We start from the raw sequence: 11,702 nt of genomic DNA, 5'->3' as shown, positions 1-11,702 counted from the left end.
GGTCAGGTCTCGATCCGCCCCTGCCCGACCAGCCAGCCGACAGATTCCTCCACCGCCTGCAGGGAGGTGTATCTCGGGGTGTAACCGAGCAGGCGTTTGGCCTTGGCAATCGAGCAATTCGGGCTGCGGGCGATATGTTCCCAGGTCGCCTCCGCATCCTCGGCCGTCTGGCTTTCGGCCCAGGCGTCGAATGGGGCGAAGGTGAGCTTCGGCTCGTGACCAAACCAGCGCGACATGGCTTCGGCATAGCCGCGAAGCGTCAAAGCCTGCTCCGAAACCGCGTGGAAACTTTCGCCGATCGAGGCATTCCAGTTGGCAATCGCATTCGTGAACATCGCCGCCACGTCATCGGCATGGACGTGATGAACGGTCTCCAAGCCGAAATTGGGCAGCGCCAGGGCCTCCCCGCGGGCAAGGGTCGAAAAGACCTGCAGGTTGAAATTGCCGGCCGGATTGAGCGGCGCCCAGCCGGGGCCGACAATGTGGCCGGGATGGATGATGGTTGCCGGAAATCCGCGAAGCCTTGCCTGCTGCAGCAGATAGGTTTCGATCGCAGCCTTCTGTGTGCCGTAGTCGCCGAAAGGAGACTTCGGCGCCTCTTCCAGCGTCGGCACGGCGCTGGGGTAGCCATGCGTCCAGATCGTGCCGGTATGCAGGAAATGGCCGACATGCCCGGACAGCGCCGTCACCAGTTGCTCGGCGCTTTCCAGCGTGAAGCAGATCATGTCGATGACGATATCGGCTTTCACTGCGCGCACGGCCGGGCCGAACTCACCCGTGCGCTGCATCGCTGCCCGGTCCATCTGACGCTGATCGACCGAAGCCCATGCGTAGTTTGCCATGTAAGGCTTTGCCCTGCCGCGGCTGATCGTAACGACGTCGTGACCTGCCTCCACCAGACGGGGAACGAGATAGGTTCCGACATGGCCCGTTGCCCCGATTACCAAAACCCGCATCATCGTTCCTCCCTTGGTATTTCCGTGTCGAATATGCTGTGCTCAGGCGATCCTGCAAGCAGACTTTTCGTGACCCAGGCGGCTCGATCGGGCTCGCTATCGATTCTTGAAGACAAGGCAGGTGCCGCCGTGTTTGCGGATCTGGTTACAGAGGTCATTGGCTTCCAAGCGTGTCTGCCGGCCGATGCGGGCGGCATAACGCGGGCGAAAACCGAAGCTGCGGTCGCGCTGGCGCAGGATCAGCGGTTGCTCGGCGTTCAATGGCGCAGGCAGATCCTGCACGGCATCGAGAAACATGCGCCGGGCTATCGCGACATTGGCGTTCGCCGCAAGCTGGACGCCCCAGGGTGCCCATTCGCCCTCCTGACGCCAGGGCGTGTCCTTCAACGTCCGTCTCTCCGCAAGCGCCACGCAGCCATCGAGAAACGGTTTGTCCTTGTCGAGCGGGGCGGCCGCATTTTCCGGCGGGTTATCCTTCCATTCCTCGATCGTATGCGCGGTGATCGCCATCACGTAGCCGCGCGTCTCGTAAGGCAATCTTCCTGACGTAAGGTAAGAGGCAAGGCCATTTTCGCCGGCGTTATAGGCAGCGGCGGCAAGGCCGAGATTGCCGAAGCGATTGCGCAATTCGTCGAGATACTGCGCCGATTTCCTTAAGGCTTCCAACACCTGGTAGCTGTCTTCGAGGCCGCGGAGTTTCGCCGTTCCGGGCATGAACTGCGCAATCCCCTGGGCTCCTTTGAAGCTGACGGCATCCGGGCGAAAGGTGCTTTCCCGCCAGATGAGACGAGCGAAATAATCCGGCGGCAATTGATTGGCGCTGGCGAAATGCTCGATCGCGACGCAGAGGTCACGGTTGAAACTGTCCTTACGGATGCAGAGCGTTTCACCCAATCCAGACGCCGAAGGACCTGAATAGAGACAGGCCGGCGGCGCCGCGCTTCCTTCCGGCTGAGCCATGACCGCGTCGACATGAGAAAACAGAAGGCAGAGCGAAAGCATGGCCTTCGCCGATCTCCTTCCCATGTCGGACTGACGTTTCCGGCCTATCATCGGATCTCGGCGGGTTCGAACTTCCATCGCGACGCTGGATTCTCAATACCATCGATACGGGTAGGAAGCTTCCCCCATTTCCACCTCTGCACCAGGTTTCTAATTTCGTCCTCAATTTTGGAACAGATATATTCGACCTGCCACGGTCGCAGCGTCATCCTGATCGCCAGAATACATCAGCGAACGAGGACGCGTAGATGATTGATCTCCATTACTGGCCGACGCCGAACGGCAAGAAGGTTTCGATCTTCCTGGAGGAAACCGGCACGCCCTACCGGCTGGTGCCGGTCAATATCAGCCGCGGCGACCAGTTCAAACCCGATTATCTCCAACTCAATCCCAATCACCGCATGCCTGCTATCGTCGACCACGCGCCTGCCGACGGCGGCGGGCCGCTCAGCGTCTTCGAATCCGGCGCGATCCTCTTCTACCTCGCCGAAAAGACCGGCAAATTCTGGCCGCAGGATCTGCGCGGCAAATACGAGGTGACGCAATGGGTGATCTGGCAGATGGCCAACCAAGGGCCGAAGCTCGGTGAAGCCGGGCACTTCCGCCGCCTCGGCGATCGCGAAGGCGATCAGTCCTATGCCGTGCGGCGCTTCACCGACGAAGCCAACCGCCTCTACGGCGTTCTCAACATGCGGCTTCGCGACCGGCGTTATCTCGCCGGCGACGAATTCACCATCGCCGACATCATCAGCTATCCCTGGACCGTCAACTGGCAGGCGCAGGGTCAGGACATCGACGAATTCAAGCATTTCAAGCGATGGTTCGAGGAGGTCGGCGCACGGCCCGGCGTCCAGCGCGGCCTTGCGGTGGGCGCCGATCTCGGCACCGACAACAGCAAACCTTCCGAAGAAGAACAGGCGCGCATCCGCAAGATCCTCTACAACCAGCGCGCCCTTCCCGTTCCGGATTGAGCTTCGGCCCAGCTAAGGATAATCATGGTGGCGGCCGGCCAGAGGCCGATCCGGCTACACGGTGTTTAATCATCTGCCCGGGGGCTCTGGCATTATCCGGCGTTGCGACTTGGGGTGTGACCAGCAATGACAAGACCCGTAATCGGCATCATCGGGAATGCCCGCGTTGTCGAAAGCCGATTTCCGGCTCAGCTTGTCGGAGAAAACAATCTGCGGGCCGTGGCCGATGTCGCCGATGCCTTGCCGCTGATGTTTGCCGGCAATCCCAAACTGGCCGATATCGCAGATCTGCTGGCTGTCGTCGACGGCATCCTACTGACGGGCGCCAGAGCCAATGTCCATCCCAGCCGTTTCAACACTGTGCCGGATCCCAAGCATGAACCTTATGACGAGGATCGTGACGGGCTGGCGTTGCCGTTGATCGAAGCCTGTGTTGCGCGCGGCGTTCCCATTTTCGGCATATGCCGCGGTTTTCAGGAAATGAACGTCGCGGCCGGCGGCTCGCTGCATCCCGAAATCCGGGAATTGCCCGGACGCATGAACCACCGAATGCCGCGCCTGGAAACCGGCGAGATCCATCCCGACCTCGCCATCGTTTTCGGCGATCGTCACGATGTTCGACTTATAGAGGACGGGATGTTTGCGCGCATCCTCGGGCGGGAGACGATCCGGGTGAATTCCCTGCATGGACAGGGCATTCTCGAGCTTGGCGAGAAGGTCGTTGCCGAAGGTATTGCCGAGGACGGGACGATCGAGGCGATACGGTTCAAGGACGCGCCGGGATTTGCGCTCGGCGTTCAATGGCATGCCGAATACGATCCGCAGACCAACCCTGTGAACCGTGCGCTGTTTCAGGCATTCGGCGATGCGGTGCGGGCACGAAAAGCCACCGCTTAGCTGATCAGTAAAAAGCCGCCGCGACGTGCTCGCGGCGGCTTGGAGAATCTTAAGAACAGCGATCAGGCAGTCGGCTGCTTGGTCTTGCGGAGATAAGGCAGCACCGTATCGAAGGAACCGAAACGCGTGATCGCGTCTTCGTTGGAAACCGCGGCGGTGATGATGACGTCCTCGCCCTGGTTCCAGTTCGCCGGTGTCGCCACCTGGTGCTTCGCCGTCAGCTGGATAGAGTCGATGGCGCGCAGGATCTCGTTGAAATTCCGGCCCGTCGTCATCGGATAGGTCAGGATCAGCTTGATCTTCTTATCCGGACCGATGATGAAAACCGAACGCACCGTCGCATTGTCGGCTGGCGTGCGGCCTTCCGAGCTCTCGCCGGCGCCGGCCGGCAGCATATCGTAGAGCTTGGCGACCTTGAGGTCCTTGTCACCGATCAGGGGATATTCGACGTCGAAACCGGTGGCGGTCTTGATGTCGTTCTTCCACTTGGCATGGCTTTCCACCGGATCGACGGAGATGCCGATGATCTTGGCGCCGCGCTTGGAAAATTCTCCCGCGAGGCCTGCCATGGCACCGAGCTCGGTGGTGCAGACAGGCGTGAAATTCTTCGGATGCGAGAACAGGACGGCCCAGCCATTGCCGATCCAATCATGGAAACTGACCGGTCCCTGGGTGGTGTCGGCGGTAAAATCGGGGGCAATATCGTTGATGCGTAAGCTCATGGTCGGCCCTCCAAAGCCTTGTGTTCAAAGTTGTTCAGCTCAAATCGAGGCCATGGGATCCGTCCGCCGGAAGCGGTCGCGAGATTGCGGTCAACAGGATCGCACCGGCCGAAGGTAAAGACTTCCCAGTCCAGGATTTTAAGTAAGTCATATACCACGATAACCGAAGGCATGCTCTTTCGATTTCCGGCCTGCTGCGGCATTATTTTTCCGGCAAGTGCGCGCGACGAAGAGACCGATGGTTTTCCATCGGTCCCGTCAAAAGCGGCAGGCACAAACCGCCCTGCCCCTTGCTCAGGCGGCCTGGACCGATTTGATCCTGTCGAGGCCGCCGACGACAGCCGCGAAATCGTCCCAGACGCCCTGGGCGCCCTTCTGCCATTCGTCGAAGGCTTCCGGCTTCAAGAGCTTTCCGCCATGGCCAAGCGCCGTCTCGACGGATTTGGCTTCGTCGTCGACGATCAGCTGGTTGAAATAGGCGGCCCCTTCGCTGGAGGCCTGCTGGAACACCGCCTTCTGCTCGTCGTTGAGGCCGGCCCAGAAGGTCGAGGAATAATAGACGATGCCGGATGCCCAGATGTGGCCGGTCTCGGTCATATCGGGCACGACCTCATAGAGCTTGAAGCCGGCATAGGCCGATTTGGTCAGGTCCATCGCGTCGGCGACGCCGGTTGCAAGGGCATTGTAGGTCTCGGTGATCGGAATGCCGATCGGCGTCGTGCCGAATGCGCTCCACAGCTTGGTGTGCAGCGGGCTCTGGATGACGCGGATGCGCTTGCCCTTGAGCTGCTCCGGCCGTGTCACCGGCTCCTTGGTGAGGAGATGACGGGCGCCGTAATTGATGAAATCGCCGACGACGAAATTCTGCGCCTGCAGCTTCTGCTTGAGATCGGCGCCGACATCTCCGCTGACGGTCCGGCGCACATGGTCGGCATCGCGGAAGAGGAAGGGCAGATCGAGGATCTGCAGTTCCGGCGCCCAGCCGGAGAGCGACGAGACCGTCGAGAGGCTGGCCTGGATGGAACCGAGACGCACGCCTTCGGCCACTTCCTTCTCGCCGCCGAGCGCACCGTTCCTGACGATATTGAACTTGAACTGGCCGGGAAGCTTCGCCTCGACCAATTCGCCGATCTTCACCCAGATCTTCGTCTCCGGCTTGTCGTCGCCGAGCAGCGAGGCGATCGTGATCGTCGTCGTGCGGGCAGCCGCCGTGCGGACGAAGGCGGGCGCTGCAAGCGCCGCACCAGTGAGGGCTGCGGTCTTTAAGAAATTGCGTCGGTTGAGATCGTCCATGGGGTTGTCCTGTTGGTTAGAAGATGATGGCCCAGGCGCAAAGGATTGCGAGCGAGACCAGAAGGGCGGAGAGATAGGGAACGACCGCCCGGAAGAGTGCCGAAGCGGGAATGCGCGTGACGCCGCTGACGACGAAGATCAGCATGCCAAGCGGCGGCGTCAGTCCGTGGATCATCAGGTTGACGACGATGATCACCCCGAACTGAATGGGATCGATGCCGGCGGCGACCGCTGCCGGCAGCAGGATCGGGCCGAAGAGCAGGATCGCCGCGCCGATGTCGAGAACGAGGCCGACGACCAGCAGGATGACGTTCGACAGCAGGATCACCGCAAGCGCGCTGCCGCCGAGCACAGTCGTCAGATGCGAAATCAGCCCGGACACATCGTCGACTGCCAGCAGAAAGGCGAAGGGGCCAGCCGTACCGATGAGAAGACCGATCGCCGCCGCCTCGACAGCCGCCTGGCGGAAGGCGCTATAGAGCGAGAGGATGCCGAGGCGCGCGCCGATACCGAGCAGCAGCGTGTAGAAGGCGGCAAGGGCGGCAGCTTCCGTGGTGGTGACGATGCCGATGCGGATGCCGACGACGACGATGACGCCGAGCCCGAAGGCCGGGATCGCCTGGACCGCCGACTGCCAGCGCTGTTTCGCATTGGCGCGCGGCAAGGGCACCTGCTCACGCACGGTCAGATGGATGGCGACCGCCAGGCATATGGCCATCAGCCCGCCGGCGAAGAAGCCGCCGACGAGCAGCGAGCCGACGGAAAGATTGGTCGCGGTCGCAAGGATGAGGAAGGCGATCGACGGCGGGATGACATTATCGAGAACCGATGTCGAGGCGATGATCGCCGCCGCCTGCGCCGGCCGATAGCCGTGTTTGACCAGCTCGGGCTGGAAGGTCGATGCGCCGAAAGCGGCATTTGCGACCGACGAGCCGGAGGCGCCGGAAAAGAGAACGCTGGTGAGCAGCGTCGTCTGCGCCAGTCCGGCCCTGCGATGGCCGACCATGGCGGCAGCGAAGCGCACAAGCTGGTTGGCAACGCCGGAGGCAGTGAGGAGACCGCCGACGAGTAGGAAGAAGGGAATGGCGAGCAGCAGGAATTTCGAGATGCCGGTGACGGTTGCCGAGACGATCGCCGGCTCCGGCAGGCTGCTGCCGAAGGCAATGACGACATAGGCTGCGGCAAGAAAGGCGTGAGGCAGCGGCGCGGCGAGCACGAGACCGACCGCGGCGATCAGTCCGAGGAAGATGCTCGGCGGCCAATCGAGATCGAGCGCGACATGCGGGATACCGGCATAGAGCCCGACGCCGACCGCAAGCGAAATCACAACCGGCAGGACCTTGCCTTCGGCGATGCGTTGCAGAAGCAGCACGACGAGGATCAGCGCGCCGCCGGCGCCGAGGAAACCGAAGCGGATCCATTCCGGCACGCCGAGTGTCGGCGAGACGCCGCCGAGCATCGTCATGATCTCGCTGCCGCCGAAGCTCAGAATCAGCGCCGAAAGCACGGTGAAAACATCGGCGCCGATCCGCGTGACCGGCTGGAGGCTTTCCGGCAGCATCTTAACGAAGACGTCGAGGCGCATGGCAAGCGCGCTGTTGAGGCTGAGCGGCGCGCCGAGCGCAATCAGGCCCACATGCAGCCAGATGCCGAGATCCTCGGCACCAATGAAGCCGGCACTGAAGAAATAGCGCAGGCAGACCGTCACCAGCACCATCACGAGCAGCACGGCGAGAACAAGCGCCGCGGCAATGCCGAGAACCGCCTCGATCGCCCGCAGCAGGCGCGCTGCCACCCTGCTGTCTGGAGCGGCCTGTTCGATCGGATGAAATTCACTGGTGGCCACAAAACTTACCTTCAGGCGAGAGGATCAGGCATTCTTGACGGTCGAAAGATCGCGATCGAAGAGCGTCGACCAGGTGTAGTTCCGCGCCTTCGAGACCTCCCTGCTGACATCGAGCCGCGGCAGCACCTTTTCGCCGAAACGATAGGCTTCCTCAAGCAGCGGCATGCCAGAAAGAATAAAAGTATCGACACCCGCCTTCTGGTAGGCTTCGAGCGTGCGCAGAACCGTATCCGGCGAACCGACGATCGCCGTGCCGGGGCCGGGCCTCACCAAGCCAATGCCGGCCCAGAGGTTCGGCGCGACTTCGAGATCGCGCAGGTTTTCTGGCTTGAGGCCGCCATGCAGTGCGGTCATGCGCTGCTGGCCGACGGAATCGCTTCTTGCGACGAAACGCTGGTTGGCGGTGATCGCCGCATCATCCATGCGACCATAGAGATCGGCCGCCGCCTCCCAGGCCTTTTCGTCTGTGTCGCGAACGATGACATAGAGGCGGATGCCATATTCCAGCTCACGCCCGTATTGGGCGGCACGCGCCTTCACCGCTTCGACCTTCTCGCCGATCTGGGCGGGCGTCTCGCCCCAGGAGAGATAGGTGTCCACATGTCTTGCCGCGACATCCAATGCCTTGTCCGACGAGCCGCCGAACCAGAGTGGCGGCGGTGCGATGCTCTCGCCGACCGGCAAGGCGAGCTTGGCGCCGTCGGTCGAGAAATACTTGCCCTGATAGGTGACGCTCTCGCCGGCAAAGAGCCGGTGCCAGAGCTGCAGATATTCGTCCGCCATGTCATAACGCTCGTCATGCGGCAGCATCATGCCATAGGCGCCGAGCATCTTGGCGTCGCCGGAGACGACGTTGATCAGCAGCCGGCCGCGGGCGAACTCCTGGAAGGTCGCGGCCATCTTGGCAAGCAATGTCGGCGCGACGAGGCCGGGATGGATGGCGACGAGAAAACGCAGCCGCTCGGTGTGGGCCAGCAGCGCGCTCGCCAGCACCCAGACGTCGTGGGCGCCGGTCGCAAACAGGGCGCCGGTGTAGCCAAGATGATCGTAGGCCTGGGCAAGCTGCTTGTAGTAGCCGTAGTCAACCTGACGTGAGCCTTCCGGCTGCCAGGGATAGGCGCCGTCGGGCGCGCACATGTACCAGAAAACGTTCATCTCCTGATTCCTCGTTATTTCACGGTTTCGAGCGGACGTTTCAGCACGATGGGCTTGTCGAAATGGCCGTGGCGCAGCAGCGTGTCGGCCTCTTCCTGTTGTTCGGCAATGATCTCGTCGTCGATCGGAAACACCGTGAAGTCGCGCGAGCGCACCACCTTTTCCCAGGCATCGATATCCGTTCCGCCGCGGTCGCCAGATCCGCCGCGGTCGCCCGATGCAAGAAGTCTGGCAGCGGTGCGTGGATCGGCAGCGATCTCGTTACCGATCCGGCTGAGTTCGGAGACGACCGCCCCAATTTCCGCCGCCGAAAGGCCGTTCCGCTCCAATGTCCAGAACAAAGAACGGTTGGGAATGGCCGCGCCGCAACGGACGATCAACCTGACGTCATCGCGCTCCAGCGCCTTTTCGAGACGCGGCGACATGGCGACCCAGGCATCGACGCGCCCTTCGAGCAGGTCGGCGAGCGAATCGCGCGCGCCGCTTTCGATCCGCTCGACATCGGGCAGGCTCAGTCCCTCGCCTTCCAGGCTGCGGGCCAGGAGATAGGTGTGAAACGAACCATCGATCAAGGAGATCCGGCGGCCCTTCAGCTCCGCGACGGAGCCGATCGGGCTGTCGCTTCTGACGAAGATGGCGCCATTGGCCGGACGCGGTGCGGAGGCGGCGATATATTCGACGCCGAGGCCGCGCATGTCCGCCTCAAGCGGCGGCGTCGAGCCGGTGCCGCCGAGATCGATGTCGCCACTTTCCAGCAGCACCGCGGTATCGCGGCCTTCGGCATAGGAGACGAATATTGGCTGCAGATCGACGAAGGCGCCGGGCCAGAGCCGCGCGAGGCGAAGATGCAGATTGTTGGGATGAACACCAATTTTCATTCTATGCGACCGATAACGTGGCTCCTAGCAGTCAATTTACTTTTTTATAAATTGATTGCGAGGAAGCGATTATCGTCAGCAGGAGAAAATCGTCTTTGAAATCCTATAAAATCGATAGGCAATGAAATCTTTTACCAGATCGAGCGAAGTGAGCGAGCCGGAGTTGAAAATTCAGCGCCGTCACTTTACTTTTTTATAGAACCTTCAAGGACGACACCATTGACGAAGCCCGTTTCCTCAAGAGTCTGCCGCGATGTCGGCGCAGCAAGCGAATTGCTGAAGCTGATCGCCAACGCCAACCGCCTGGCGATCGTCTGCTATCTGATAGAGACGGAAGCCTCGGTCTCGGCGATGGAGGACGAACTCGGTATCCGCCAGCCGACGCTTTCCCAGCAGTTAAGCGAGCTTCGCGAGGCCGGGGTGATCGAAGGGCGCCGCGACGGCAAGGCGATCGTCTATCGCGTCATTGATCCGCGCGTCGAGACGATTGTGCAAACTCTGCGAGACATGTTCTCTGGCCTCGACGATGTCACCGGGCGCTTCGGAATGACGAAGCTGCCGGTCGACGAAATGATGTTCGATTGAACCTGGGATGATCGACCTCTATACCTGGATCACGCCGAACGGGCTCAAAGTATCCATCGCGCTCGAGGAGTTCGGCCTCCCCTACCGCCCCCACACGATCGACATCACCAAGGGGGACCAATTCCAGCAAGACTATCTCGCCATCAATCCGGGCGGCAAGATTCCGGCTATCATCGATCACGAGACCGGTGTTACGCTTGCTGAATCCGGCGCCATCCTGCTCTACCTCGCCGAAAAGACCGGCCGCTTCCTGCCCCGGCAGGGTGCCGCCCGGCATCACACGATCGAATGGCTAATGTGGCAGATGGGCGGTTTCGGGCCGACGCTCGGTCACGCCCACTATTTTTTGACCTACAATAGCGGCGAAGCGCCATTCGCGGAGGATCTCTTTCATAGGGACACCCGCCGCCTGTACAAGACGCTGAACGCGCGGCTCGAAGGCCGCGACTACCTCGTCGACGCCTATTCCATCGCCGACATGGCGGTCTGGCCATGGGTCTCCCGCTTCCAGCGTCACAAGATCGACCTGAACGCCTTTCCCAATGTCAAGCAATGGTATCTCAGGCTTGCCGCCCGACCACAGGTCAAGCGCGGTTACGCCGTTCCTCATTTCACATCCGACATACCGCTGCCCTGAAGAGACCTTGCCCGTCAGCAATTCTTCGCCGATTTTTGCTGGCTAAGCTACGCGGCGTATTGATTCCGCCCGAAAGTGCGGCAGTTTGATTATTTTTTGCGCACACGTATTTGTGCACACTTTTCAGGCGAACGCCTTGCCAAAATTGCTGCAGTGCGTCATGAATAGACAATGACGCATCTCGATCTGACAATTCTGGTGATCGACGAAAATGCCATACGCGCCTCCATCATCGAAGAAGGACTGCGCGAGGCAGGGCATGTGCGCGTCACCGTGGTCCACGAGGTCAACGGCATCGCGCGAATCATCGAAACGCTGATGCCCGACGTGATCATCATCGATATCGAGAATCCCAACCGCGACATGATGGAGCATCTGTTCCAGCTGACGCGCACGGTCAGCCGCCCGATTGCCATGTTCGTCGATCGCTCCGACACGGCCTCGATCGAGGCTGCCGTCGATGCCGGCGTCTCGGCTTATATCGTCGACGGATTGAAGAAGGAACGGGTCAAACCGATCCTCGACATGGCCGTCAGTCGCTTCAATGCCTTCAACCGGCTACGGCGGGAGCTTGCCGATGCCCGCTCCGCGCTGGAGGAACGCAAGCTGGTCGAGCGCGCCAAGGGCATATTGATGAAGATGCGCGGCCTGTCGGAGGAAGAGGCTTTCGCCCTGCTGCGCCAGACAGCGATGAACGAAAAGAAGAAGATGTCGGAAATCGCCCAGAGCGTCGTCACTGCCGCGGGGCTGTTGATGTAAT

General features: G+C 61.2%; 13 protein-coding genes. 5 read left to right on the top strand and 8 right to left on the bottom strand.

Features of this window, described 5'->3' with window-relative positions; genetic code table 11:
- Positions 1–2: 2 nt before the first annotated feature.
- Entirely contained in the window at positions 3–959 is a 957-nt protein-coding gene (locus QMO82_RS10060; RefSeq protein ID WP_183607584.1) for an NAD(P)-dependent oxidoreductase, read from the bottom strand.
- A gap of 93 nt (positions 960–1,052) precedes the next feature.
- Positions 1,053–2,036, bottom strand: coding sequence for a lytic transglycosylase domain-containing protein (locus tag QMO82_RS10055; RefSeq protein WP_183607585.1), 984 nt, complete (start codon positions 2,034–2,036; stop codon positions 1,053–1,055).
- Between the two features lie 170 nt (positions 2,037–2,206).
- On the opposite strand from QMO82_RS10055, the gene QMO82_RS10050 reads away from it, so the two are divergent.
- A complete protein-coding gene (locus QMO82_RS10050) occupies positions 2,207–2,929 on the top strand; it encodes a glutathione binding-like protein (protein ID WP_183607586.1) in 723 nt (240 codons plus the stop codon).
- Between the two features lie 126 nt (positions 2,930–3,055).
- On the top strand, positions 3,056–3,826 hold the full coding sequence (locus QMO82_RS10045) for a gamma-glutamyl-gamma-aminobutyrate hydrolase family protein (RefSeq protein WP_183607587.1): 771 nt from the start codon (positions 3,056–3,058) through the stop codon (positions 3,824–3,826).
- Positions 3,827–3,888: 62 nt separating this feature from the next.
- On the opposite strand, the gene QMO82_RS10040 is transcribed toward QMO82_RS10045, so the two are convergent.
- From QMO82_RS10040 to QMO82_RS10015, 6 genes are all read right to left on the bottom strand, one after another.
- Complete coding sequence (locus QMO82_RS10040; protein ID WP_097618955.1) at positions 3,889–4,548, bottom strand: peroxiredoxin; 660 nt, start codon at positions 4,546–4,548, stop codon at positions 3,889–3,891.
- Positions 4,545–4,751, bottom strand: a complete 207-nt coding sequence (locus QMO82_RS10035) for a hypothetical protein (RefSeq protein WP_183607588.1) — start codon at positions 4,749–4,751, stop codon at positions 4,545–4,547. Before QMO82_RS10035 ends, QMO82_RS10040 begins: the two co-directional genes overlap by 4 nt.
- Positions 4,752–4,842: 91 nt before the next feature.
- Complete coding sequence (locus tag QMO82_RS10030; RefSeq protein WP_183607589.1) at positions 4,843–5,841, bottom strand: TRAP transporter substrate-binding protein; 999 nt, start codon at positions 5,839–5,841, stop codon at positions 4,843–4,845.
- 16 nt (positions 5,842–5,857) lie between these two features.
- Complete coding sequence (locus QMO82_RS10025; RefSeq protein ID WP_183607590.1) at positions 5,858–7,687, bottom strand: TRAP transporter large permease subunit; 1,830 nt, start codon at positions 7,685–7,687, stop codon at positions 5,858–5,860.
- A gap of 24 nt (positions 7,688–7,711) precedes the next feature.
- Positions 7,712–8,842, bottom strand: coding sequence for an LLM class flavin-dependent oxidoreductase (locus QMO82_RS10020; RefSeq protein ID WP_183607591.1), 1,131 nt, complete (start codon positions 8,840–8,842; stop codon positions 7,712–7,714).
- Between the two features lie 14 nt (positions 8,843–8,856).
- Entirely contained in the window at positions 8,857–9,720 is an 864-nt protein-coding gene (locus tag QMO82_RS10015; RefSeq protein WP_183607592.1) for an ABC transporter substrate-binding protein, read from the bottom strand.
- Between the two features lie 219 nt (positions 9,721–9,939).
- Here QMO82_RS10015 and QMO82_RS10010 point away from each other — a divergent pair, with 219 nt between their 5' ends.
- From QMO82_RS10010 to QMO82_RS10000, 3 genes are all read left to right on the top strand, one after another.
- Positions 9,940–10,305, top strand: a complete 366-nt coding sequence (locus tag QMO82_RS10010; RefSeq protein WP_029873049.1) for a helix-turn-helix transcriptional regulator — start codon at positions 9,940–9,942, stop codon at positions 10,303–10,305.
- Between the two features lie 7 nt (positions 10,306–10,312).
- On the top strand, positions 10,313–10,942 hold the full coding sequence (locus QMO82_RS10005) for a glutathione S-transferase family protein (RefSeq protein WP_183607593.1): 630 nt from the start codon (positions 10,313–10,315) through the stop codon (positions 10,940–10,942).
- Positions 10,943–11,113: 171 nt separating this feature from the next.
- Positions 11,114–11,701, top strand: a complete 588-nt coding sequence (locus QMO82_RS10000) for an ANTAR domain-containing response regulator (RefSeq protein ID WP_018241751.1) — start codon at positions 11,114–11,116, stop codon at positions 11,699–11,701.
- The last annotated feature ends 1 nt before the right edge of the window (position 11,702 follow it).

This window comes from Rhizobium sp. BT04 (assembly GCF_030053135.1).
Classification (GTDB): Bacteria; Pseudomonadota; Alphaproteobacteria; order Rhizobiales; family Rhizobiaceae; genus Rhizobium; species Rhizobium binxianense.
The sequence above is the reverse complement of the archived record's forward strand: the minus strand, read 5'-3'. Positions and strand labels throughout refer to the sequence as shown.